Source organism: Citrobacter sp. TBCS-14, assembly GCF_005280805.1.
Lineage (GTDB): Bacteria > Pseudomonadota > Gammaproteobacteria > Enterobacterales > Enterobacteriaceae > Citrobacter > Citrobacter gillenii.
The window spans coordinates 1-25347 of record NZ_SZWM01000164.1 but is presented as its reverse complement, the minus strand read 5'-3'; the positions used below and the strand labels follow the sequence as shown (position 1 = coordinate 25347).

Genomic DNA, 25347 nt, shown 5'->3' with positions numbered 1-25347 from the left:
GGAGTATTTACCTCTCATGTCTGACATGATCCTTGCCAGAGTCTCACAATCATTAGCCACCGAACAGTCTGTTGAGGGTCTGGTTCGGCAACTTCTGGAGATGCTGGAAATGGTGACTGACATGGAGTCGACCTATTTAACCAAAGTCGATTTAGATGCACGCCTGCAGCATATTCTGTATGCACGTAACAGCCGACAGATGCATATACCCGAGGGTTTGTCGGTGCCGTGGGATGAAACGTTGTGCAAGCGCGCAATCGAAGAAAACTGCCTGTACAGTGATAACGTCCCCGCTCGCTGGCCAGACTGCGCCGCCGCACGCGCGCTGGAAATTACCACCTTTTTGAGCACGCCTGTCCACCTTCCGGATGGGACATTTTACGGCACGCTTTGCGCCACCAGCCGGCAGCAACAAACGTTGAGCCAACGCGGAGAGCAGGTCCTGCATCTGTTTGCGAGTCTGATTGCCCAGTCGATTCAAAAAGAGTCACTGGTGGCGCAATTACGTGAAGCGAATGCGGCACTCATTGCACACTCCTACACCGACGCACTCACCGGATTACCTAATCGTCGGGCCATTTTCGAAAATATGGAAACCCTCTTTTCGCTGGCTCGCCATTTGCAGCAAAAAATTATCGTCGCCTATATTGATTTAGATGATTTCAAGCTAATCAATGACCGTTTTGGCCATGAAGTTGGTGACCAATTTTTGATCCAGGTTGGGCAACGTTTGCGCCATGTGTGTAGTGAAAACGATATTCTCGGCCGACTGGGCGGCGACGAATTTCTCGTCGCGGGTCTGTCACAAAAAAGTGAAGAAGATCAACACACGCGCATGCAAAGGGTTAAAGACCAGTTGCAACAACAACTCTGCGGCGACTATCAGCTTGGCGCTATCAGCCTGTTTTATCCTGGCGCCAGCCTGGGCGTGATTGAAGTCGATCCGCGAGAAACCGACTTAAACTGTGCGCTTCATAACGCTGATAGCGCGATGTACCTGGATAAAAAACGCGAGGGCAAAACTACTTTTGTCACGCATTAAGCCCTGTTATTCTGGCTCATCTTCACATAACGTAGGCTGGTGAAACCATGCGGATTGGTATTATTTTTCCTGTCATTATCTTCATTTCCGCCGTTGTTTTTTTATCCTGGTTCTTTATTGGCGGCTACGCCGCTCCGGGAGCATAACCATGAAAAAAACAACGCTCATCATGATTGGCGTCGCCATTATTGTGGTACTCGGCACCGAATTGGGCTGGTGGTAAAAAAATAAAGGCCACACGAAGTGGCCTCTACTTCAATATCTGTTTTGATTTAGCTTTTGACTTTTCTGTAGATAAACAGAACAACGAGCGCGCCGATAATCGCCACGGCAAAGCTGCCAAAGTTGAAACCATCCACTTTGCCAAAGCCAAGCAATGTACTGATCCAACCGCCAACGACTGCACCGATAACCCCTAAAATAATAGTCATAAAGAATCCGCCGCCGTCCTTGCCTGGCATAATCCATTTTGCCAATATCCCAGCGATAAGACCGAAAATAATCCATGAAAGTATACCCATTTTTTTCCTCGCTTATGTTTTTACGTGAACGATTGACTCGTTATTTAAAAGCATAGCATAGCGCTGAAAAATTAAAATTTGTGATCACCATCACCATGGATTTTCATCTTATTCCGATGTTTCATGATCTTAGATCACCGCAAATGGCGATCTTTTCTGACGTTTATCGTCATTAATGTCGTTTCGTCAGTGACTTTACGTTTAATTTCGCAGCCCAACCCTACCGTGACTACGTTTTCAATTCTGGCACACTTTATGCTTTAACAGCCCGTCACTACGATACATCGTAGCCCGTGACCTATTCACGTGGCTGCGTCTACAATTCGCGCTATTTCAGCATTTAACAGGTCTGTTATTGATGAAAAAAATCACCAGTGTATGCCCATACTGCGGGGCCGGGTGCAAGCTCAAGCTTGTTGTTGAAAATAACAAAATCATCCGCGCCGAAGCCGCTGAAGGGGTGACCAACCAAAACCAGCTATGTCTGAAAGGCTACTACGGTTGGGATTTTCTTAACGACACGCGCCTTCTGACTCCCCGTCTAACTCGCCCGCTGATCCGTTATGAAAAAGGGGGAAAGTTCACGCCCGTCAGCTGGGATGAAGCCATTCGCTACACCGCAAAACGCCTATCAGACATCAAAAAGGCTCATGGTCCCCGCGCCATCATGACTACTGGCTCTTCCCGTGGAACAGGAAATGAGACCAACTATGTGATGCAAAAGTTCGCACGTGGCGTGCTCAACACCAACAACGTCGATTGCTGTGCTCGCGTATGCCATGGCCCTTCCGTTGCCGGATTGCAGGAAACCTTAGGCAATGGCGCAATGAGCAATTCCATCAGCGACATTGAAAATTCCAAATGCCTGCTCATCTTTGGCTATAACTGCGCAGACTCTCATCCGATAGTCGCCCGCCGGGTCATCAAAGCCCGTCAGAACGGGGCGAAAATCATTGTCTGCGATCCTCGCCGCATTGAAACCGCGCGTATTGCAGACCAGCACCTGCAGTTGAAAAATGGCTGTAACATGGCGCTGGTCAACGCCTTTGGACACGTGCTGATTGAAGAGCAGCTCTACGATCGTGAATACGTACAAAAGCATGCCGAAGGCCTGGAAAGCTATTGGGAAACCGTAAAGGACTATGCGCCTGAAACCGTTGAACACCTCACCGGGGTGCCAGCTCAACAGGTACGCCAGGCGATGCGCACCTTTGCCGCCGCACCGTCAGCGACGGTGATGTGGGGAATGGGCGTGACGCAGTTCGGCCAGGCTGTCGACGTCGTGCGTGGGTTGTCGAGTCTGGCCTTGCTGACCGGCAATCTGGGTCGACCTAACGTCGGCGTCGGCCCGGTACGCGGGCAGAATAACGTTCAGGGCGCATGCGACATGGGCGTGCTTCCCAATCAATTTCCGGGCTATCAGGACGTTACCGATCCCGCAGTGAGAGCGAAATTTGCTCAAGCCTGGGGGATTGACGTCAACCTGATGGATGACAAGGTGGGCACACGGATCACCGAAGTCCCGCATCTGGCGATTGAAGGCAAAGTTAAAGCCTACTACATCATGGGGAAGATCCGCTGCAAACCGAAGCCGATTTGGGCCTGGTTCGAGAAGGCTTCAACGCGCTTGATTTTATCGTGGTGCAGGACATCTTCATGACCAAGACGGCGGAAATGGCCGACGTTATCCTGCCCGCAACCTCATGGGGCGAACACGGTGGCGTCTTTACCTGCGCCGATCGTGGTTTTCAGCGTTTTGAGAAGGCGATCGAACCCACCGGGGATGTGAAGCGCGACTGGGAAATTATCAGTCTGTTGGCGACCGAAATGGGTTACCCAATGCAGTATCAAAACAACCAGCAAATCTGGGATGAGATGCGCGAACTCTGTCCGCTATTCTATGGGGTAACGTATGAGAAAATGGGCGATATGGGCCATATTCAGTGGCCTTGCCCGGATCTCGATCACCCTGGCACCCCGTATCTCTATCAGAATAGTCGGTTTGATACCGCCAACGGTAAGGGCAAGCTGTTTGCCGCTCAGTGGCGAGCCCCTGCCGAAGTACCGGATGAAAAATACCCGATGGTGCTCTGTACCGTACGCGAAGTGGGGCATTACTCCTGTCGTTCCATGACCGGCAATTGCGCAGCACTGCAGGCGCTGGCAGATGAACCGGGCTATGTGCAAATCAATACTCAGGATGCCGCCAAACAGGGGATCCGTCATCGTGACCTGGTGTGGGTGAGTTCCCGTCGAGGGAAAGTCATCAGCCGTGCCGATGTCTCCGAGCGCATCAATAGCGGAACGGTGTATATGACGTATCAGTGGTGGATTGGCGCATGTAACGAGTTAACCCAGGATAATCTTGATCCTATCTCGAAAACGCCGGAAACCAAGTATTGCGCGGTGAATATCGAACACATCACCGATCAACATTGGGCAGAGAAGTATGCTGCGCAATCATATAGCGAGATGAAGTCACGTTTATGTGAGGCTATTGCGTAAATAACAGTACACACAGCCTGAGTCTTTTGTTCAAGGCTCAGGCTGTTATTTCGATCACTTAGCCAGCAGTTGCTTGCCTACACGAACAGATGCGTATTCTTCCTTCTTATCTCGCCGCATAAAACCAAGGTTCATCAGAAATAATCCCACCATAAACGGCAGTTCATACAGTTCTTCAATAAGATCGCCGTAATGGGCATTATGCAGAAACAGTGGCGACAGCAGGCGATGATGTTCTACGGTGTCAGATATTAAAAATGCACAGGTGGTGATTGCCAGCAGCCAAATCGGCAGCGGTTCATTACGTACACGATGTGCAATATCCTGCCGTAAGCGCTTCGACAATAACACTGGCAGAATAATCATGGCAATTAACACGACTGAAATGGTTCTGAACAGAAGTTTAGGGTGCTCAGGGAAATAATCACGTCCCCAACTGGTGCTTCTGCCCAGTAAAACCAGCCACCACACTGCCGCCCACAGCCAAAATTGCTTCTCACCTTCAGGACGAGATAAAGGCCGAATATAGACGAGAGTAAATATCGCGCCAAACAGTAGCCACAGCGCCTGCCCATTTTCAATCCATCTGACAACGGTGCCGTTTAACAGAGGAAGATTCCAGTTTGCGGTGAACGGGATCGCGACGATGACCAATCCAAGAATGAGTGTGGGTAATGTAAGCTGGGTGTTCAATTTCATAAGCAAGATGTTCTGTAGTGTTACTGTGTACCGATCATAACCCCTGTGAATGGTTGCCTATTAGCAATGAATGCGATGTTCTTAAGGTTTTCTTAAGAATTCTTTTTTCGGACTGTTTAAGTAACCAGTCACAGGATGTCAGTCAATAAAAAAACCGCAGCATGCTGCGGTTTTTTATATAAATCATAGAGTAACGGCGTTTATGGCGTTACCAGCCGCAAACATCGTGCTCATTTTCTGTATCGTACGAACGTACGGTATTCACCAGATCTTTGACCACTTCGGCTGCCACGTCGGGTACCAACAGCGTCATTGGCGCTTCCGTTTCATAATCAACAGAAACGCCATTGCTGTTATTGGTTACGGTGACGGTATAGGTTGCTTTACTCATGACTCACTCCTTGCCGGTACGCACGACTTTTCGTTGATTAGCACTCTCCATCAGAACCTCAGGCGCAACGAAAAAATCGATATTAAAGTAGGTGTCGTCGGTCATCACTTCAATGTTGTGCCATTTTTCCGGTGGAAAAACGCCAAACTGACCGGCTTCAATAATCATCACCTCTACGGGTTCCGGGCTGTGCTCATCTGCGAATCCGAGATATTTGACCGCCCCCTGCATAACCGACAGTCGAGGATAAACCCCCGCACGGGTACCTTTATCAAGGTGGCGTTCGAAAATTCCGGCAGGCGCAGTGTCTTTGTTCCAGAACGGCGTTGAGCGTGTATGAATGTGATTCTGTGGAATTTGAAGCATCTTTCTTCCCTTTTCCAGTCGACAACCAGCGAGCCTTATTGAATCGCTGCTGTGAACAGGGTACGCCTCAAAATATACATTTAAAATACCATTTATTGGTTAGTATTCTTACTGATGGGCAATGATAAGAATGGGGAAAACGCAAAGCCCGCCGCCAGGAGCGGGCTAATGGCGTTAAGACTGAAGCGTCGCCAGACGGGCGGCAAATCCCACAAAAATTAAACCGATGAGAGAATTGCCCACCTTCGCCAGTTTCTTCTTGGTGCGAATATACTGCGTGACAAAAGCACCGGAGAAAATAAGGAAACTCAGATAGAAGAAGCTCACGATTTCAAGCGTAATGGCCAAAATAAAGAACGACAACCCTGAATGTGGTGCATTGACGTCAATAAATTGAACGAAAAACGACACATAAAACAGAATGGCTTTGGGATTAGTCAGACTCAAAATTAATGCACGTTTGAAAATAGCACCAAAGGGCGTTTCTTCGGCCGCAGTCTCCGTGGCCTTCGACTTTAACGTGGCATACAGAATCTTCGCGCCGAGATATAACAGATAAAAAGCCCCCAGATAACGCACGATATTAAACAAAACGGGCGTTGTTTTGATCAATGCCGCAACACCTGCGTAGGCCAAAAACATCAGCACGGCATCACCGATGAACACCCCGCAGGCTGCAAGGTAACCGCCCTTCACCCCTCGCCCTACGCTGTTCTTCAGCACGAATATCGTATTGGGCCCCGGTACCAGTACAATAAAAATAGCCCCCACCAAATACGTCCAGTAATTCAGAACTCCATACTCTGCGAACACGTTAACCTCTTCCTGATAAAACACATGCACTTGCTGCGAGACAATATGCTAACGAATGCATCACCTGATGGAAAGAGAAGCTTATGAATAGCGCACTCTGTTGCAGAATATTTTTCGTTCCAGATTTGCAACGATGAAACTCATTTTTGCGACTACCCAATACCCCGGATAGCCACTACTGTTTATCAATAGATTTCGCCGTCGAGGCCCCCTCTCATCACCTGGAGAAAGAAAAAATGACGATTACCTATAAACGTGTGGATAAGGATCAGGCTGCCGTACTGTTGGTCGATCACCAGGCAGGTTTACTGTCGCTGGTCCGTGATATTGATCCCGACAAGTTTAAAAACAACGTGCTGGCGCTGGCCGATCTGGCGAAGTACTTCAAACTCCCCACCATTCTGACCACCAGCTTTGAAACCGGTCCTAATGGCCCTCTGGTTCCTGAGCTGAAAGCGCTGTTTCCTGACGCCCCTTACATTGCCCGCCCGGGGCAGATTAACGCCTGGGACAACGACGATTTTGTCAACGCGATTAAAGCGACGGGTAAAAAACAGCTGATCATTGCCGGTGTCGTCACCGAAGTGTGCGTCGCCTTCCCTGCACTATCGGCCATTGAGGCAGGGTTCGACGTGTTCGTGGTTACCGATGCGTCCGGCACCTTTAACCCGCTGACCCGCGACTCTGCCTGGAACCGTATGTCTTCTGCCGGCGTGCAGTTGATGACCTGGTTCGGTCTGGCCTGTGAATTACACCGCGACTGGCGTAATGACGTTGAAGGGCTGGGCACGCTGTTTTCCAACCATATTCCTGACTATCGCAACCTGATGACCAGTTACAGCACGCTGGCTTCCGGAAAATAATATCCGCAATTTATCAACCCGCCGTTATCGGCGGGTTTAAATACAGCCGGATGGGAATTAATGATGCAGCATCTCGTCAATAACCGCTTCTGCTTTGAGCTGATACGGATAATAGGTTGGCCAGTTGTCCATCTCTTCAAGCAGCGCTGCCTGTGAGGTATTTCCCATAAAGATGTGATAGTGGCTCGATTTGCGTGGCGCGATAATATGATCGCTAAATTGAACGTATTTCGGCGCCTGACTATTTGCCTCTTTGCACTCAAACAGATACCGCACACCTTTCTTGCCTGACGTATAGGTCAATATTTTGTATCCGGCGTAATCATATTTACACGACGCGACCTTATTACCCGTATGAAATTCCATCACACCGTTCTCGATACCGATAGTGTCCACGCTAGTGGCATAGCCTGTGCGGTAATAGGTTTTATACTCCTCCGCCGTTTTACTTTTATCCTTTTCGGCCTTCTGCTTGAATACCGGATCCAGTTCACCGCTCTGCAGATAAGGGTAAACGGACTGCCACACGCCATCCCAGTCGCTCAGAGCCCTGTCCTTCACATGGCTATTATCAAAAACGCCCTCTGACGCTTTTTGCTCTATTTCTGTCATCGGTGCGCCATGGGAATGGTGCCCATGTGCCAGTACCTGGCTACTGGCTAACAGCATCCCGAAAACAACCGCCAGTCTTTCCAAACGAATAGCCAAAATTTCACCCTCAATATGGTTGCGAGTGAATTGTTATAATATAACGTAACATTTTAATCAACGAGGTTATGCAAAATTCATCCGCAGCGATAAATCGGCCACACGGAGAAAGGACGACTACGGCCAGGGCAACCTTCGCGAACAAAGCTGATCAAGCAATGCCTGCTGATGGCTAATGATGAGCATTCCTAACGGACGACGCTGGCATTCTTCAAGAAGCAACGCCCATATGTCTCGTTGAATAGAAGGGTCAAGCTGGGCGGTAATTTCATCGGCAATGAGAAAACGCGTGCGCGGATCAAGCGCGCGCAGTAGCGCAATACGCGCCAGTTCACCACCAGAAAGCTGCCCGGGTCGGCGGGTTAACCACTCGGGATTGATATGTAAACGGGCGAGCGTTGAGGCATCCGGCTGCCAGGCATCCCGCACCGCATCACCGGTACTTCGCCAGGGGTTGAACGTCAATTCAGGATGTTGCGGCACCAGTTGTACCGGGCAATATTGCCCGACCGGTAACGGTTTATCATCGACTAAAATCTCACCGGAGGTTGGTTTTTGCCAGCCAGCCAGCACGCGTCCCAACGTGGTTTTCCCGGTCCCGCTAGGAGCGCAAATCCCCATGCGCTCCCCAACAGCCAGCGAGAACGTCAGGTTTTGCCACAGCACCTTACCGCCCTGGCGTATAACAACATCACGACAGCACAGCATTCAGCTCTCCAAATAGTTGGTTTCTCTCAGGTAACGCCCGCCATTGCCGCTGCAAATGTTCGCTGATATCGCCACGCAGCAGCTGTTCCCGGCTCACGTTATCCGATACCCGTCCCTGATGCAGGGCAACAATCCGGTCCGCATGGCGTGCAGCCAGCGTGAGATCGTGGGTTACCCACAGCACACCGCAGCCCTGCTCGCAAAGGCCTCGTAAATGCCCCAGCAGTTGATTCGCCAAAGGCGCATCCAGCCAGGCGGTAATTTCGTCAGCAAGGATATAGCGCGCCTGACTGAGTGACGCATGGCACGCCAGAACACGTTTTGCCATCCCACCGGACAGTTGGCGCGGGAAAGCACCTAATACGCTGGTGTCCAGTTGGCTCCGTTCAAGAAGTTGTGTTACCTTCCCCGCGTCCCAGGGATGACCGGAGAGTTGACTCGCTCTTTTCAAATGCTTTTCAATGGTCAGCAGTGGATTAAGCGCATGAACCCCTTGCGGTACATAACTAAAGGTATTGCCGCGACATGCACGGATGTCATTACGATCCAGCGTTTTTCCATCGAGGGTTATCGCGCCCTGAACGCGCAGATTGTCTGGTAACAGATCGAGCAGACACTGCAACAGCAGACTCTTACCTTCCCCGCTGCCGCCGACTAATGCCACCATTTGACCGGGAGCAATATCAAAAGAAATATCCTGGAGTAGCGATGACCACTTTCTCGCGCCGTACCAACGATAGCGCGCCACGTCCAGCGAGACCTGCTGTAAACTCAACATGCGTCACCTCTCAACCACAAACGATGTACTGCCCGGGCAAACTGATCAAATAACATCACCAGGCTGAACAGCATTAACCCCGGAAACAGCACCAGCCACCAGTTGCCGTGGCTGATAAATCGCAGCGCATCCGCCAGCAACAGACCCAGCGACGGCTCATGCGGCGCCAGCCCGAAACCAAGAAAACTTAACGCCGCGCTATGTAACACCGCGTGCGGAAACATCAACAACGTCCCGGTCAACCATTGTGGCAATAGCGCAGGTAAGTAGTGATGACGCCAGCAGTAAAAATGCCCGTGTCCCAGCCGTCGGGTCAGCATCAGGTAGTCACTGTGTGCGACGCGTTCCGCCTCCGCGCGCAGGATCAAGGCCAGACGCGGCCAATGGGTCAGCGCAACCGCCAGCACCACCCCACTTTTACCACCGCCGAGAGTAAAGCAGATCAAAATCAGCAGCAGCAGATGCGGCATCGACAACATCGCGTCGGTGACTAAGCGCATCAGAACATCCATGCGCGGATGCAAACGCGAAACCGCCGCCATCAATAAAGCAATTACCCCGCTACACACCGCCGCGCCGATACCAATTTGCAGGCTGGTTAACGCCCCCTGAAAGCAGCGCACCCATAAATCACGCCCGAGATTATCGGTGCCAAACCAGTGCAGCGCATCCGGGGGCAGATGGCGGGCCAGCAGATTAACGCTCAGTGCGTTATCCAGCGTAGCGTTGCCATAAATGGCGATGAAGAGTAAACCGCCCGCAGACAGCAGAAGGCGAATCAACGTTGGGGTTGGGTTATAGAGCATCTGGACGCTCCACCGCGCGATTTAGCACATGGACTAACCAGGAAGAGAGCGAGTTGCCGATGAACACCAGAACGGTGCTGAACAAGACAATCCCCATCAGCAGCGGCACATCGCCGCGTAATCCGGCATCAATGGTCGCCTGCCCCAGTCCGGGATACGCAAAGACTTTTTCTGCCAGCAATGCGCCGCCAAAAAGTTCGCCAAGCGAAGCAAATTGCAGGCACAGCGCAGGCGTTATCGCATGACGCAGGACCTGGTGGCGCAGCAGCGACCATCCCTTGTCTCCCTGCGAGCGAGCAAAGCGAACGAAGTCGCTTTTCATCACGCTGGCGATACTTTCTCGAGTGTGCAGCGTAATTTGCCCTAACCCCAATAAACTGAGGGCGCATACCGGAAGAATCAGATGACGCAGACGCTCAGTGAAGCCAGCCATATCACCACTGTTGCCAGGCTCCCACGCGCAGCAGACCGGGAGCACCGGCCAGCGTACCGCAAACACGGCCAGAAGCAGCATTCCTATCCAGAAGGTTGGCAACGATGAAAGCAGATAGCTGAGGCGGCAGATCATTTTATCCGGCCAACGGTTCAGGAAGCGCCCGGCAACGAACCCCATTGCCGTACCCAGTAACCCCGACATCAACCATGCGCCACAGAGCAGAGCAAATGAGGTCGCAAAACGCTCTTTGATCACGCTGGCGACCGGTGCATTAAACAGCATCGAATACCCGAGATCACCCTGTAAGACGCGTGCAAACCAGTGCCCGAAACGCTCCCACAGCGGCTGATCCAGCCCCCAGCGTGCAGCGATACGCGCATACTGTTCTGGCGGAACATGCAGGAGATCGTTACCAATATAGGCACGAATCGGATCGACCGGCGAGAAGCTGAGCAAGATGAAGGTGCCAGCAGCGACCAGCACCAACAATACGATCAGCCGCAGAAAATGACCCACAACAGACTTCATCAACGGCAGGTCCAGGTCCATTCATCAAGATTGTTGAGCACGGACCAGCTGCCGTGAATTTCCGGCGCCCCTTTGCCCAGGTCAATGCACGGATTAGCCAGATAAGTATGCTGGATATTCAGCAACCATGCCCACGCAGCGTCACCCTGAACGCCTGCACCCTGCTTGCCATCCCACTCCACCTGCTGCCAAAAAGGCACTGCTTTTTGCCAGTCCGGCGCATCAATGGCCTGTTTGAGATGCTGTTCAACCGCAGGATTGCTGTAATAACCGGGGTTGTAATACTCAACGCCCGCGGCCTGCCCGCTGTAGTGATGGAAAAGCTCCATCGGATCTAAACTCCCCCAACCAAACAGCGTGGGATTCGAATGCATGTGGCGCTCAACGGTTTCCCAGCTTCCGGATTGCAGGGCCACCGCAATGCCAACAGGTTCGAGCATGGCACGCACCGCTTCGGCTAAATCACGACGCGTACTGTCGCCGCTCGCATACCATAAGGTCAGACGAGCTGCTTTGCCGTCTTTTACACGCACACCATCCGGGCCAACTTTCCAGCCAGCCTGTTCCAGAAGCGCGCGCGCTTTGTCACTGTCGCCATCTTTAAACGCAACCGATGGTCCCTGCCACGGCAGTCCCTGCACCGCGCTGTACGCCGGGATAGCGTGGCCTTCCATAACCTGTTCAGCCAGTTGCTTACGATCGATGGCGTAGTTAATAGCCCGTCTGATCGCGACGTCGGCCGTTATATCGTTACCGACCGGATAACCGTTAGCATCTTTTTTACCCGCAGGGACCATCGGGAACACGATCCCCCGGTTCTCTACGCTGTTGCGAACCCACAGCTTCAAATTATCTTGCTGAGGTGCAACGGCCATTGATGGCGCAATACGCACCAGCCCCAGTTGACCACTGCGTGCGGCCGCGTAAGCGTTATCTTCGTCCAGGAAGACAAACACCAGCCGGTTAAAATCATTTTTCTTACCCGCGTACCAAGGGTTCGCTTCGACGATGAGCTGTTGGCCCGGCTGAAAACTCACCAGCCGATAAGGGCCTGCGCCAATTGGATTTCTGGCAAAGGTTTTTTCATCGTATTGTTTTGCCGGAACAATGCCTAACGAGCCCAGCACGTTCACAAACGTACTCTGCGGACTGCGTAGCGTCATTTCTACCGTGCGATTATCTTTCAGGCGGGCATGGGTGAAATTCCCCATGTCGATTTTCCCACCGCTTTTCGCGGCTTTGTTGAAGGTAAATACCACATCTTCCGCCGTGAGCGGGGAGCCATCAGAGAATTTAAGATCGGGTTTTAAGGTTAATGTCCAGGTTTTCCCATCAGCGCTGGTCTCCACCTTCTCCGTCAGCAGGCTTCCCCAGCTCATATCGGCATTTTGTTTTAACAAAGGTGCATGCAGGAGCAAATAGCTGCCGTGACTCCAGCCTAGCATTGGGTCGAATCCCTCCGTGGGTTCGGGTCCAATTGCCAGTTTCAATGTTTGCCCTTCCACCGCCGGTTGTGCTGCGAAAAGGGAGGTCGAAAATGCCAGAGTCAGTGCGCACGTCAACCGTGCCAGCTTGCCGTTAATCATTACCTTATCCCGCTTTTGCGTTGTTTTTATACCGCACAACAGCACATACCCGTTGTGAGGTCTCCTGGGGAAGGGATTATGGCGGACCACTTTGGCTAAAAAAATGATACAGCGCAGAAAAGTATGACGATTTCAAAAAAACATCATACAACTGTCGAATTCTCACCTCTCGACGTGCAGTGATTCACTGCCGTGATTTTTATCTCCTTCTCTATTATTCAATCTCATATTAAATGAATATTAATAATTACCGTAAAAACTACTCACGCGTTTTGTCATTACTCCCTATCTAAAATTAGTGACAACTTATGTATATTTATTCAAGAAATATACATAGAGTGACAAGTTATGTAAATTTGTAATGATAATTATTTGTATTATCATTTTCATCAATTATCTTACTGCCTTTGAATTTTTAACAAAGGAAGTTTGACTATGCGTTTAAAACCTGTTGCCTCTGTCGTTCTGTCCTGCCTTGGATTCAGCGGTACTTATGCCTTCGCCGATGATGTCATGGTCGTGACCGCGTCGGGTTACGAAAAAAAGATCACCAACGCGGCTGCCAGCGTGTCGGTTATTTCTCAACAAGAATTACAAACCAATAAATATAATGACTTAGGTGAAGCCCTGCGCTCCGTTGAAGGGGTTGATGTTGAAAGCAGCACCGGTAAAACCGGCGGTCTGGAGGTCAGTATTCGCGGCATGCCTGCCAGCTATACGCTGATCCTGATAGACGGTATTCGTCAAAATGGCAGTAGTGACGTGACGCCCAACGGCTTCTCTGCCATGAACACCAGTTTTATGCCTCCGCTGGCAGCCATCGATCATATTGAAGTGATCCGCGGTCCCATGTCGACGCTGTACGGTTCAGATGCTATCGGCGGTGTCGTTAACATCATTACCAAGAGAAGTACGGACAAATGGAACACGTCCATTAATACCGGCGTTAACCTGCAAGAAAGCAATAAATGGGGTAACAGCACGGTAGCCAACTTCTGGTCAAGCGGCCCGCTAATTGCTGGCGTGCTGGACATGCAGGTACGCGGCAGCACGACACAACGACAAGGCTCCAGCGTCACCTCTCTGAGCGATACCACATCGACGCGCGTGCCGTATCCAACGGAATCTGAAAACTACAACATCGGTACCCGTCTGGACTGGAAAACCGGCGCAAATAATACGCTGTGGCTGGATCTCGACTCCGCCAGACAGCGCTACGACAATGATGATGGGCAGTTGGGTAATCTCACCGGCGGATACGATAAAACCCTGCGCTATGAACGTAATAAGGTCACGCTGGGTCACGATACCGCATTAACATTTGGTACCTGGAAATCCTCCGTGGGCTGGAATGAAACCGAGAACAAAGGCCGCCAACTGGTCTCATCCGCACTCACGCCAGAAAACGCGGGCCGGGCCGGTGACGCTCGTGAATTGAAAAATACCAACGTCATCCTGGACTCGGTCCTGCTGACGCCATTGGGTGATTCGCATCTGCTTACTCTCGGCGGCGAATACTGGGATGCCCGCATGAAAGATGGGGTGGTGCTGGCCAATACCGGTGAGACATTCCACCAGAAAACCTGGGCGACCTACGCGGAAGATGAGTGGCATATTCTCGACTCGCTGGCGTTGACCGCAGGCACTCGCTATGAGCATAACGATGTCTTTGGCGGACACCTTAGCCCACGAGCTTACATGGTGTGGGACGTATCGGAAGAATGGACCCTGAAAGGTGGCGTCACAACCGGATACAAAGCCCCGTCACTCAGCCAGTTGCACAACGGCATCAGCGGTGTGACTGCTCAGGGAACCGTCAATACGGTCGGCAACCCCGACCTTAAACCCGAAGAAAGCACCAGCTATGAAACCGGGTTGTACTATGAGAACGACGCGGGGCTGAACGCCAACGTTACTGGCTTCTACACCGAATACAAAAATAAAATTGTCTCGTATTCCATCGATGACAATACCAACAGCTATACCAACAGCGGCAAGGCGAGAACGGACGGCGTTGAATTCGCCAGCACCTTCCCGCTTTGGTCTGACGTGCTGAGCTTATCGCTCAACTACACCTATACCCAGAGCAAACAAAAAGATGGCGAAAACAAAGGCGCACCGCTGAGCTATACCCCCAAACATATGGCTAACGCCCGTTTGAACTGGCAGGCAACCGAAGATATGAATGCCTGGTTAAGCGCACGCTATCGTGGTAAAGCCCCACGCTTTACCGAAAACTATGACAACCTTAGTGCAGTCCAAAAAGCCGTGTACGATGATAAAGGGGCCAATTTAAAAGCCTGGACCGTTCTCGATATGGGCATGTCCTATAAGCTGACCAAAGAACTGACGCTGAATACGGCGATAAATAACGTGTTAGATAAAGACTTTAGCGACGTCACTCTGTATCAGGTTGGCCGCAGCAGCACCTACGCGGGCGACTACTTCCAGACCGCACAATCCACAACCGGATACGTCAATCCGGGTCGCAACTACTGGGTATCGTTAAACTACCAGTTCTAATTGGTTTTTCACCTACAGGCCGGGCTATAACGAATCGCCCGGCCTCTTTCTGATGTTGTCTCTGCACCTGCAAACAGTCCGTAAAATCACAGAATATATTCACTGCTGTCAACTACCAGAATTTTAGATCAACACCGCGTATCACTTACTGTATGGATTTCAACTTCCTGTTTGGCGTGGGGACTGATAAACTGTGTCTAAAAATGTCAGACTTATTATTTTTATATAATTACCTACTGGATAAGTACAAAGTACGCAGGTTGACGGAAATGGATTCATCGATAACTATCGTTACAGCATTTTTTGATATTGGACGAGGTAACTGGACAGCCAATAAAGGTTTCTCGCCACATTTAGAGAGAACGCCTGAAACTTACATTGATTATTTTAAAAACTTATCCACTCTGGATAACGAAATGATCATTTTTACCTCTTACGACCTTAAACCAGCAATTGAAAAAATTAGAGCGGGTAAAAAAACCACAGTTGTTACCTTTGACATTAACACTAAGTTCACTGCAATTCGGCAAAAAATTCACGACATCCAAAAAGATGATGCTTTCAGAAACAGACTTGAAACGCGCCAGCTAATAAACCCTGAATATTGGTCCGCTGAGTACGTGCTGGTGTGTAACCTGAAAGCTTATTTCATAAACAAAGCGTTAGAGATGAATCTTGTTAACAATGAGATGGTTGCCTGGATTGATTTCGGCTATTGCCGTAACCCGGAAGTCACAAACGGTTTATCCTTATGGAATTATCCATTTGATAAACGTAAAGTAAATTTATTCACAGTTAAACGTGGTCTAAACCCCAAATCCATTGATCATGTTTTTGAACACATGATCAATAATCGCTCTTATATTATTGGCGGTGCCATCGTTGCGACACAAGAAAAATGGCAAGCGTTTTATAAACTGGTACGCCGCTGCCAAATAAAGACCCTTAGAAATAAAATAGTTGATGATGATCAAGGGATTTTCATCATGTGCCATTACTTAAACCCGGAGTTGACAAAGCTAAACTACCTTGGAAAAAACAGATGGTTTTATTTGTTCAAAATGTACGGTAAAAAAGATCTAAAAAGCAGATTGCTACGCCTAAAAGTGTTGCTTCGTGGCAAATAAAAACTCACCGTCCCTGCGACACAATCAACCGGCTCCGAGCAGTAACATGGCCGGAAGATCTTGGGGAATATCCATTTATACATATGATGTTAGCTGATCCAGTCCAAAAACTGTATAGTATTAAATCAGCCAAGCTTATTTCTTACAGGAACGGAATGCTTTCATCAGAGTGATGTGGTTGTGCCCGCACGCCTGAATGCCAGCCAGTGATTAGATTAACGCGTTGAGGCATGCGTTCTGTTTCATAACTAACGGGATAAGCAGAATAAAAACTAAATAATTCGAGTTACATTGACGTTACGGGTACTCAGCCGTAGGCAGGCCTACACGAGTCGTAGCCATATCACTTATTCATCAGTACACAGTTGCATAAATAAACACAAAAGAGCGAACAAGCTAGAGACAATTTCGCTACATACGCTTTACTCTAATTTAAAAATCGGATCAGTTAATTATAAATTATGTTCATCCAACTTAGACTTAAAACAGCTGAAAAGGTTTCGCGACTATCTGAAGTTTCCCCACTCATTATTTCCGTGCTAATAGTTTTTGGTGTTAATATTTTAACCGCGAAATATAACGCGGTAATCAACCGGACGCTAGTATTTATATTGATCATGTTTTCATTGCGATGCATACAGCATAATTTACTGAGAAATACTCTGGCCGTTGTGATTTTGATCCCTGTTGCATTGGACACTACGATTCAATTATATGCCTGGCATAACTTTAGAACAGAATTTAGCTATGGTTTCGCACTAAGTATTTTGGATACTACGCCGAGTGAGGCCAAAGGGATGCTCGGGTTATACTGGCGCGATTGTCTTTCGTTTGTCACGTTAGCAGCATTTTTTATATATGCGGCGAATACTGGAGCAAACCTGATACCGTATCGATTTCATCGCTATCCCCCTATTCTTCTTGCTATAACCATCATTGCATTTGTTGGCCAGGCATATCTACACCAAATAAGGAAAAGTAATGTTGAAAGCCTGATGCAACGAGTCCTGTCTGCCACTCCCCTCAGTACCGGCAAAGTGTTTATGCAGGCAATACAGGATATCTCTATCATGTCTGATATCGGTAACAATATACCAGATTATAAAATTACTTTAACCGATACCGGCATTGAAAACTATGTACTTATTATTGGAGAGTCTGCACGTGCGGTAAATATGGGGCTCTATGGCTATCCAAGAGATACAACGCCTGAACTCATCAAGCAAAAACATCAGCTTTTGCTGTTTCAAAACGCGATTGCCCCGGCACCGGTGACCATTATGGCTGTCCCAATGGCAATGACAGCGGATTCCGTGAACGCCCACGATCCTCGAAAATATAGCGATAATGTTATCAATATCAGTAACAAAGCTGGTTACGATACTTATTGGTATAGTCGTCAAGGAAAAGGGGGGGCGCATAACAATATTATTACCGGGATTGCCATGAACGCCCATCAGCAAGAATGGGTGGATCATGGCTATGATGAGGCCTTACTGCCATTATTGCAAAATGCCTTACAGAAGTCCGGTAAGAAACTAATTGTGCTGCATCTCTATGGCAGCCATGAACCATCCTGTGAGCGTTTTCCTGAAAGTAGTACTATATTAGCCGGGGAAAGTCAGGCTGATGATTGTTACGACAACTCTATTCGTTATACTGACACACTTATGGGCAACATATTTAGTGCACTGCAAAATACCCGCTCATCTGTAATGTATTTTTCCGATCATGCACTGATCCGAGACCCCAAGCGCGCAGTCGTTTATTCACACGGTGGCGTCACACCGCCAAAAGAGGCGCTGCATATTCCGATGTTTATCTGGTACAGCCAACTGGTTGATGCAAAAACTAAACTCACTGGGGATTATCGTACCCAGTGGTCTTCCGATGATCTTAATACGCTTGCGGAGTTGTGGCTGGGTATTCATCGTCAGGGTGCGCCAATCAATACGCTGAGTTCCTGGTTAATGAATTACGATAAAACTATTTTCATCATGGATACCACGGGTAAACAGTATGAATGGCGAAATGTCCGTTGATACACGTCGTTGAAAAATCAGCATGCCCGCAATAGATATCCTCCAGGTTAGTCCTGTCTATTGATCAGATAGCAGGATTAAGAAACAGAGCCTATTTGGGGTCTTCCATAAATAAAAAAAAGGGAGCCCATCGGCTCCCGTTCTCATACAACCCAGAATCTGGATTACATATTTTCAATGATCGCGGCACCAAACTCTGAACATTTCAGCAGATTAGCGCCGTCCATCAGAGGTTCGAAGTCATAGGTTACGGTCTTGGCGTTAATCGCGCCGTCCATACCTTTAACGATCAGGTCAGCCGCTTCAGTCCAACCCATGTGGGGCAGTCATTATTTCATTAAATTACTCATGATGACGTAAAAAACTCATAGATTCATCTCCTGTTAACTCCAGGAGTGGCGCAGTTCCTATGAAGTTATTTAAACCTCCACACTCTGTCGTTGGGGAGTAATCTTCATCGCTGAAGGTCAGTATATATTCATATCAGCAATTAAACACGTTTAGTCAAAGCAGTGACGTGGTTGGAATTGTCGTACTTATCACCCTGCACGGTTTGGTAATCCCCTGAAGATTTCTTTGTTAAATTGTGAAAATAGTTAATACAACGCTATATAGTTTAACGCAACATTGTTCCTTGAGAAAATTAAGCATCTGATGATATCTCAACAAACAATCACATTGTTTACCATTTTCATAGATAAGCCATATTTGAAATGTTGCTAATTTCAAAAAACAAAACAAATTCAACATTGTTAAAAAAAGATAATAATTCCAATAAAATACATTTTTGCAAAATAATATTTTTAATAACCAACATTAATTAGCATAAAATATACTATTATTTATTATGTCAGATTTTTACACTACTAGTTTTTGTTTTTTCTTGAAATTCACTTTGGTATACTTCCAACCGCTCCCGGATGGTATTGTTTTTAATGATGACAGTCCTTGTTATGAATTAGATAATGCTTAATGGAGACGAAGGTGGAATACATAAAAGAACATAGCCAGCAACCTCAGCAGGGCTCTTTCCTGGAAAAAAAGAATCATATTCTTCCTTCAGGAAATATGTCTGATGATGAGTTCTGGTTTCTGATCGAACTGACACCCATCCGCAGCGATAAAATCATCAGGGCGTTGCACGATTATTTTGTATTGAATCGCCCAAGATCTCACTGTTGCGATAAACATGGTGTTAGCAATGGCTACTTTGGGGTATGCATCAGCAGATTTGAGCATGTCATCCAGGTTGTTAATGCGCTACTTAATTATTATAAGATGTCAAAAAGCGAAATGACCGAATGAATTCCCTGCGTAACCATTCAATATTTTCGAGTAATGCAGTGAGTTTTAAGAGCATCTCAAATTTGTAACCGGTAGACGATATTGAAATCATTACACATCCTGGGCGCATGAGGTTTGCGGATACTGCTGTCAGTTTTCCGCAACTAATACTTAATGATTTCTGTACTTTTCAACGCTTATATATTTTTAAGGTGGGAATATGTCAACGCTGAAGAATACATTTTTTATCCCTCCGCCTGATATTCCAACGCAGGCCGGACCTGAAAATATCTTTTATGATTTTAATGATGGCGCTCGTGTTCTGCTTCCTGAAGGGAAATGGCACGTACGTTTGCTTGATGCCGACTCCGATAACATTCTTTTCTGCTGCGATGCAGATAACGGGTGGGTGACCAGTAGTAAGAAATATTTTGTGCGCTTCCGCATTCAGGTATTCCGTCAGGGGGAAGAGACTCCCCTGCTGGATGAAACCCTGAAATTAAAAGACCGGCCTGTGCTGATTTCATTCCCCACCGGGACGTTAGGCGACCTGCTCGGCTGGTTTCCTTATGTCGAACGCTTCCAGACTCTGCACAAGTGCCAGCTGGAGTGCACGATGGCACAGGACATTATCGACCTGCTGGCACCTCAGTACCCGCAGATACAGTTTTCCACGCCGGATAATCCACGCACGGTAGCACCTTACGCAACTTACCGCGTAGGTCTCTACTTTGGTGGCGATACAGATAATCAGCCCGTGGATTTTCGCAAAGTCGGTTTCCATCGTTCTGCAGGCTACATTCTGGGCGTTGACCCGCGTGAAGCCCCCGTCCGGCTTGACTTGTCTGCACCCCGAGTTATCCAGGAGCCTTATGTGTGTATCGCCACACAGTCCACCTGTCAGGCGAAGTACTGGAACAACGGCACCGGCTGGAGTGAGGTTGTCGCACACCTGAAATCACTGGGTTACCGGGTGCTGTGCATTGACCGGGATGCCCATTATGGCCAGGGTTTTGTCTGGAATCACATTCCCTGGGGAGCCGAAGACTTTACCGGTAAGCTCCCCCTTCAGGAACGGGTGAACCTGCTGCGCCATGCCAGCTTTTTCATTGGCCTGCCAAGCGGCCTGTCATGGCTGGCATGGGCTGCCCGTATTCCGGTGGTGCTGATAAGTGGCTTCAGCCTCCCGAACAGCGAATTTTATACCCCGTGGCGGGTATTTAACCCCCATGGCTGCTACGGATGCTGGGACGATACATCGCTGAATTTTGACCACCACGATTTTCTGTGGTGCCCGAGACATAAAAACACCGACCGGCAATTTGAATGTACCCGACTGATAACCGGCGCCCAGGTCAAAGGCGTCATCAACAAACTTCACCGTTCTTTAACTGAACAGGGTGTTGAGGCCACCCTGAAAAAAGGAGTAAGCAATGAATAAGGTTTATAACACTGTCTGGAATGAATCCACAGGAACGTGGGTCGTAACCTCAGAACTGACCCGTAGAGGGGGCCGACGCCCCCGTCAAATCAAGCGAACCGCGCTGGCAGGGCTGATTGCGGGCCTGCTTATGCCGTCACAGCCCGTGCTGGCGGCGACCTACGACAATCAGACGCTGGAGAGTGGCGGAGCAAACTCATCCATGGTTTTGAATGCTAATGATACGGCAACAAATACCACCATTAACTACGGCGGGGTTCAGCTTGTTTCCAGCGGCGGCAGTGCCATGAACACCATAATTAACAGCGGTGGAGACCAGTATGTCTACAACGGTGCTAATGCATTGAACGCCTCGGTCGAAAACGGTGGGCGACAGTTTGTCTCCAGTGGCGGCATCGCCAAGGCGACTTCTGTTAATAGCGGTGGTCGCCAGTATGTCCGTGACGGCGGCAGTGCCACGGACACCGTGCTTAACAATACTGGGCGTCAGTTTGTCTCCAGCGGTGGTAGTGCCACTAACACTACAATTAATTCCGGTGGGCAACAGATTGTCAGTACCGGCGGCAGTGCCACTAACGCTACAATTAATTCCGGTGGGGGGCAGTTTATCTACGGCGGAAGTGCCACGGACACCGTGATTAACGATACTGGACGCCAGTTTGTCTCCAGCGGCGGCAGTGCCACTAGTACCACCATCAACAGCGGCGGGATCCAGTATGTTTCAAGCGATGGCAGTGCCACAGACACCGTGATTAACGATACTGGACGCCAGTTTGTCTCCAGCGGCGGCAGTGCCACTAACACTACAATTAATTCCGGTGGGAGGGTGTATCTCTACGGCGGAAGTGCCACGGGCACCTCTATTTACAACGGCGGACGCCAGTACGTCTCCAGTGGTGGCAGCGCCACTAACACAACCGTTTACAGCGGTGGACGTCAGCATGTTTACATCGATGGAAATGTCACAGAAACGACCATTACAAGCGGCGGCATGCTGCAGGTGGAGGCCGGTGGTTCAGCCTCTAAGGTTACCCAGAACAGTGGCGGTGCTGTCGTCACCAATACCAGTGCAGTCCTGAGTGGTACCAACCATAATGGCAATTTCAGTATCGCGGGCGGCAGTGCAGCCAATATGCTGCTGGAGAACGAAGGCTATCTGACAGTATTTAGCGGTCATCAGGCCAGCGATACAACTGTTGGCAGCAACGGGACGCTGGATATTCGCAGCGGCGGTGTGCTCTACGGCACCACCACCCTGACTGATAAAGGGACGCTGGTCGGTGACGTAGTCACAAATGAAGGCAACCTGTATTACCTCAACAACAGTGCTGCAGCCTTTGCAGGTACCTTGACGGGGACCGGTACCCTGACACAGGAAGGAGGAAACACCCGCTTCAGCGGTCTGTTGTCTCAGGACGGTGGGATTGTCCTTAAGAGTGGCGGTGCCATGACGATGGATGCCCTTCAGGCTAAAGCCAATGTGACGACACAATCAGGCACCACCCTGACTCTGGATAACGGGACTATCCTGACGGGGAACGTTGCAGGAGACAGCACCGGCGCAGGTGACATGGCGATTAAAGGTGCATCTGTCTGGCATCTCGATGGTGACTCCACTGTCGGCGCATTAACGCTGGATAACGGGACCGTTGATTTCCGTCCGTCAACAACCACACGTCTGACGCCAGCCTTCCAGGCGGTTTCGCTGTCGCTCGGGAGCCTGTCGGGTAGCGGGACATTCCGGATGAACACTGATATCGCGTCGCATACCGGAGATATGCTGAATGTCGCGGGCAACGCCAGTGGTAACTTTGTGCTGGATATCAAAAATACCGGCCGGGAGCCAGTATCCGCTGGTGCGCCGCTTCAGGTGGTGCAGACCGGTGGCGGTGACGCCGCGTTTACCCTGAAAGGCGGGAAAGTCGATGCTGGTACCTGGGAATACAGCCTGAGCAAGGAAAATACCAACTGGTATCTGAAGACTGACACCCCACCTCCGGTTACTCCGCCGACCACCCCGGATGCAGGTAACCCGGATGCAGGTGTGCCGTCTCCTGCACATCGCACAACAAAATCTGCCGACGCGGTACTGGGCATGGCGACAGCACCGGCATACGTCTTCAACAGCGAACTGCAGAATCTGCGTTTCCGTCACGGTGACGTGATGCAGAACACCCGTGCACCAGGAGGAGTATGGGGCCGTTATACAGGGTCAGATAACCGCATCAGCGGCGGGGCCAGCTCGGGCTATTCTCTGACCCAGAACGGTTTCGAAACTGGTGGCGACAAGGTCTTTGAGCTGGGTGACAGCCACTTAGCTGTGGGTGCTTTCTTCTCTTACACCGACAACAGCATTAAGCATGCCCGTGGTGGAAAAAGTACTATCGACAGCACAGGCGGTGGTTTGTACGCAACCTGGTTTGATAATGACGGCTACTACGTGGACGGGGTTATCAAATTCAACCGCTTTAGTAATGAGCTGCGCACCTGGATGAGTGACGGCTCGGCGGTGAAGGGAGATTACAGCCAGAATGGTTTTGGCGGCAGTCTCGAAGCTGGTAAGACCTTCAACCTGAATGAGAATACATGGGCGCAGCCATACGTGCGGACAACGGCGTTCCGGGCAGATGAGAAGGATATCAACCTGAATAACGGCATGACAGCCAGCATCGGGGCAACCAAGTCTTTGCAGGCCGAGACCGGTGTGAATCTGGGTATGAATCTTGACGTTGCCGGAAAAACAGTCAAACCGTACCTCAAGGCTGCGGTCAGCCACGAGTTTTCGGACAACAACAAGGTGCAGATCAACAACCGCTATGACTTTACCAACGATATCTCAGGCACGACAGGTAAATACGGTGTCGGGGTGAGTGCCCAGTTGACACCAAACGCAGGGGTGTGGGCTGAGGCAAACTACCAGAAAGGAGAGAATATCGAGTCTCCGGTAACCGGTAGCGTAGGTTTCCGCATCAACTTCTAACCAAGGATGGAAACGACAGCCACATCTGTGGCTGTCTCCCCTACTACTGAATATTCACGCAATGAGCGGTGCCGGTCATTTTTAATGCACGCCGCAATGGTCTGACGATGCACATCAGACAATGTGGCCAGTTGGCTAACATTTAGTTGTAAGTTTTTTAGTTCACAATCCATAGTTCACCCGAGGAAAAAACTTGCATCCTGCAAGCACCTTTTAAAAACGGCGTCAGTGATGAACAAAGCGCACATATTCGACACTATGAAATTTATCTCATTAAATATCAATAAATTATACTAACAGTGATGGCCGATGAAAATGCAAAAACCAGCCTTGCTACGCGCCGCACCCGCCCCGTAGCAAGGCCCCCCTACTGGGAGAACCCTTAATCGTCCCATGACCTCGCTATCCGCACCACACCAAGAGATCTGACCAGATTGAAGCGACAAAACTGATCGTGCACACTACACGCTCTCATAACTAACAATAGGTTATAACCCTGATGGATCAGGTTACTGTTCTTGAAAAGATGTTTGAGCAAGTGAGAAAGGAACATAATTTTTCGTGGTTTTACTCTGAACTAAAACGCCAGAATATTGCTCATTATATTTACTACCTGGCTACTGATAACATCAGAGCTGTTACAGCGAATGATGAAGTAATATTAATAAGAGGGAAAAGAGATTTATTAAAAGTCAGTACAACCAAGGACCCTGAACAAGTAAAAAAAGCAGCCCAGACACATATTTCCGGGGAATCCACATTTCGGGAATATATTACAACACTTGTTAGTGCTGGCGTTTTCCGATGGGTTACTGATGTCAATGATAACAAACGGTATTACTACTCTGTCGACGATACACTTTTATACATGGAAGATGTCGAGAACAACAATCCATTAATATAATGATAATTAAACTAACAGTCCGGTTTCTTCCCCCCTGGCACCGGATAAGCTGACATAAGTGCCAAACCTGGTTTTGGGGAAACGTTTTGGCGAGAGTTTTGGGGAAGGAATTTTACAGGTATAAAAAAACGGGAGCCAATCGGCCCCCGTTCTCATACAACCCAGAATGTGGATTACATGTTTTCGATGATCGCGTCACCAAACTCAGAACATTTCAGCAGCTTAGCGCCGTCCATCAGACGTTCGAAGTCATAGGTTACGGTTTTCGCGTTGATCGCACCGCTCATACCTTTAAC

At 49.3% G+C, this 25347-nt stretch carries 23 protein-coding genes and 3 pseudogenes; 12 read left to right on the top strand and 14 right to left on the bottom strand.

The features are described from left to right. The first annotated feature begins 16 nt into the window (after window positions 1-16). Genes FDX22_RS03825 through yoaJ form a run of 3 tightly spaced genes read left to right on the top strand, consistent with a single transcriptional unit; the run spans window position 17 to window position 1265 of the window. On the top strand, window positions 17-1042 hold the full coding sequence (locus FDX22_RS03825) for a sensor domain-containing diguanylate cyclase (protein WP_146716726.1): 1026 nt from the start codon (window positions 17-19) through the stop codon (window positions 1040-1042). Window positions 1043-1089: 47 nt separating this feature from the next. After that, a complete protein-coding gene (locus tag FDX22_RS03820) occupies window positions 1090-1188 on the top strand; it encodes a YoaK family small membrane protein (protein ID WP_096757327.1) in 99 nt (32 codons plus the stop codon). 2 nt (window positions 1189-1190) lie between these two features. Continuing rightward, complete coding sequence (yoaJ, locus tag FDX22_RS03815; RefSeq protein WP_099530266.1) at window positions 1191-1265, top strand: protein YoaJ; 75 nt, start codon at window positions 1191-1193, stop codon at window positions 1263-1265. Window positions 1266-1314: 49 nt separating this feature from the next. Here the strand turns inward: yoaJ and FDX22_RS03810 are convergent, their stop codons facing one another. Next, on the bottom strand, window positions 1315-1563 hold the full coding sequence (locus FDX22_RS03810) for a GlsB/YeaQ/YmgE family stress response membrane protein (protein ID WP_115258707.1): 249 nt from the start codon (window positions 1561-1563) through the stop codon (window positions 1315-1317). Between the two features lie 358 nt (window positions 1564-1921). Here FDX22_RS03810 and fdhF point away from each other — a divergent pair. Then, window positions 1922-4068: pseudogene (gene fdhF, locus FDX22_RS03805) on the top strand (formate dehydrogenase subunit alpha). Window positions 4069-4122: 54 nt separating this feature from the next. Here fdhF and FDX22_RS03800 read toward each other — a convergent pair. From FDX22_RS03800 to leuE, 4 genes are all read right to left on the bottom strand, one after another. Then, window positions 4123-4767 carry a hypothetical protein gene (locus FDX22_RS03800; RefSeq protein WP_146716725.1) on the bottom strand — a complete coding sequence of 215 codons (645 nt, stop codon included), beginning with the start codon at window positions 4765-4767 and terminating at the stop codon, window positions 4123-4125. A 208-nt stretch (window positions 4768-4975) separates the two neighbouring features. Beyond that, window positions 4976-5158 carry a DUF1869 domain-containing protein gene (locus tag FDX22_RS03795; RefSeq protein WP_096757331.1) on the bottom strand — a complete coding sequence of 61 codons (183 nt, stop codon included), beginning with the start codon at window positions 5156-5158 and terminating at the stop codon, window positions 4976-4978. Window positions 5159-5161: 3 nt separating this feature from the next. Next, window positions 5162-5524 (bottom strand): DUF1971 domain-containing protein YeaR, encoded by a 363-nt coding sequence (gene yeaR / locus FDX22_RS03790; RefSeq protein ID WP_096757332.1) that lies wholly within the window; start codon window positions 5522-5524, stop codon window positions 5162-5164. 174 nt (window positions 5525-5698) lie between these two features. Continuing rightward, on the bottom strand, window positions 5699-6337 hold the full coding sequence (gene leuE, locus FDX22_RS03785) for a leucine efflux protein LeuE (protein WP_117343116.1): 639 nt from the start codon (window positions 6335-6337) through the stop codon (window positions 5699-5701). A 236-nt stretch (window positions 6338-6573) separates the two neighbouring features. Between leuE and ycaC the strand changes: the two genes are divergently transcribed. Further along, a complete protein-coding gene (gene ycaC / locus FDX22_RS03780) occupies window positions 6574-7200 on the top strand; it encodes an isochorismate family cysteine hydrolase YcaC (protein ID WP_096757333.1) in 627 nt (208 codons plus the stop codon). Window positions 7201-7257: 57 nt separating this feature from the next. On the opposite strand, the gene zinT is transcribed toward ycaC, so the two are convergent. From zinT to FDX22_RS03750, 6 genes are all read right to left on the bottom strand, one after another. Beyond that, entirely contained in the window at window positions 7258-7902 is a 645-nt protein-coding gene (gene zinT / locus FDX22_RS03775; RefSeq protein WP_370316926.1) for a metal-binding protein ZinT, read from the bottom strand. A gap of 123 nt (window positions 7903-8025) precedes the next feature. Next, window positions 8026-8616 (bottom strand): ATP-binding cassette domain-containing protein, encoded by a 591-nt coding sequence (locus tag FDX22_RS03770; protein ID WP_135912170.1) that lies wholly within the window; start codon window positions 8614-8616, stop codon window positions 8026-8028. Further along, a complete protein-coding gene (locus FDX22_RS03765) occupies window positions 8600-9394 on the bottom strand; it encodes an ATP-binding cassette domain-containing protein (RefSeq protein ID WP_146716724.1) in 795 nt (264 codons plus the stop codon). The genes FDX22_RS03770 and FDX22_RS03765 overlap by 17 nt, the downstream gene beginning before the upstream one ends. Continuing rightward, window positions 9388-10200 (bottom strand): ABC transporter permease, encoded by an 813-nt coding sequence (locus FDX22_RS03760; protein ID WP_115258713.1) that lies wholly within the window; start codon window positions 10198-10200, stop codon window positions 9388-9390. Before FDX22_RS03760 ends, FDX22_RS03765 begins: the two co-directional genes overlap by 7 nt. After that, entirely contained in the window at window positions 10190-11164 is a 975-nt protein-coding gene (locus tag FDX22_RS03755) for an ABC transporter permease (RefSeq protein WP_096759416.1), read from the bottom strand. Before FDX22_RS03755 ends, FDX22_RS03760 begins: the two co-directional genes overlap by 11 nt. Beyond that, the gene (locus FDX22_RS03750) at window positions 11164-12750 is read right to left on the bottom strand and encodes an ABC transporter substrate-binding protein (RefSeq protein WP_146716723.1); all 1587 of its coding nucleotides are present in this window, start codon (window positions 12748-12750) and stop codon (window positions 11164-11166) included. Before FDX22_RS03750 ends, FDX22_RS03755 begins: the two co-directional genes overlap by 1 nt. Window positions 12751-13185: 435 nt before the next feature. Between FDX22_RS03750 and FDX22_RS03745 the strand changes: the two genes are divergently transcribed. From FDX22_RS03745 to FDX22_RS03735, 3 genes are all read left to right on the top strand, one after another. Beyond that, window positions 13186-15273 (top strand): TonB-dependent receptor, encoded by a 2088-nt coding sequence (locus FDX22_RS03745; RefSeq protein ID WP_146716722.1) that lies wholly within the window; start codon window positions 13186-13188, stop codon window positions 15271-15273. Window positions 15274-15542: 269 nt separating this feature from the next. After that, window positions 15543-16400 (top strand): protein YibB, encoded by an 858-nt coding sequence (gene yibB, locus FDX22_RS03740; RefSeq protein WP_135912173.1) that lies wholly within the window; start codon window positions 15543-15545, stop codon window positions 16398-16400. A gap of 461 nt (window positions 16401-16861) precedes the next feature. Further along, on the top strand, window positions 16862-18442 hold the full coding sequence (locus FDX22_RS03735; protein ID WP_146716721.1) for a phosphoethanolamine transferase: 1581 nt from the start codon (window positions 16862-16864) through the stop codon (window positions 18440-18442). Between the two features lie 164 nt (window positions 18443-18606). On the opposite strand, the pseudogene FDX22_RS30415 reads toward FDX22_RS03735, so the two are convergent. Continuing rightward, window positions 18607-18768: pseudogene (locus FDX22_RS30415) on the bottom strand (NADP-dependent isocitrate dehydrogenase); the annotation flags it as partial. A gap of 658 nt (window positions 18769-19426) precedes the next feature. Here FDX22_RS30415 and FDX22_RS03725 point away from each other — a divergent pair. From FDX22_RS03725 to FDX22_RS03715, 3 genes are all read left to right on the top strand, one after another. Next, window positions 19427-19747 carry an adhesin biosynthesis transcription regulatory family protein gene (locus tag FDX22_RS03725; RefSeq protein WP_255432727.1) on the top strand — a complete coding sequence of 107 codons (321 nt, stop codon included), beginning with the start codon at window positions 19427-19429 and terminating at the stop codon, window positions 19745-19747. A gap of 199 nt (window positions 19748-19946) precedes the next feature. Further along, window positions 19947-21167 carry an autotransporter strand-loop-strand O-heptosyltransferase gene (locus FDX22_RS03720; RefSeq protein WP_146716718.1) on the top strand — a complete coding sequence of 407 codons (1221 nt, stop codon included), beginning with the start codon at window positions 19947-19949 and terminating at the stop codon, window positions 21165-21167. Then, window positions 21160-24147, top strand: a complete 2988-nt coding sequence (locus tag FDX22_RS03715; protein ID WP_146716717.1) for an autotransporter outer membrane beta-barrel domain-containing protein — start codon at window positions 21160-21162, stop codon at window positions 24145-24147. Before FDX22_RS03720 ends, FDX22_RS03715 begins: the two co-directional genes overlap by 8 nt. A gap of 77 nt (window positions 24148-24224) precedes the next feature. Here FDX22_RS03715 and FDX22_RS30870 read toward each other — a convergent pair. After that, window positions 24225-24320: pseudogene (locus tag FDX22_RS30870) on the bottom strand (terminase); the annotation flags it as partial. 326 nt (window positions 24321-24646) lie between these two features. Between FDX22_RS30870 and FDX22_RS03700 the strand changes: the two are divergent. After that, complete coding sequence (locus FDX22_RS03700; RefSeq protein ID WP_117342950.1) at window positions 24647-25051, top strand: DUF1398 family protein; 405 nt, start codon at window positions 24647-24649, stop codon at window positions 25049-25051. A gap of 173 nt (window positions 25052-25224) precedes the next feature. Here the strand turns inward: FDX22_RS03700 and FDX22_RS30865 are convergent. Continuing rightward, the coding region (locus FDX22_RS30865) for a hypothetical protein (protein ID WP_255432804.1) at window positions 25225-25347 on the bottom strand (123 nt) is incomplete at its 5' end.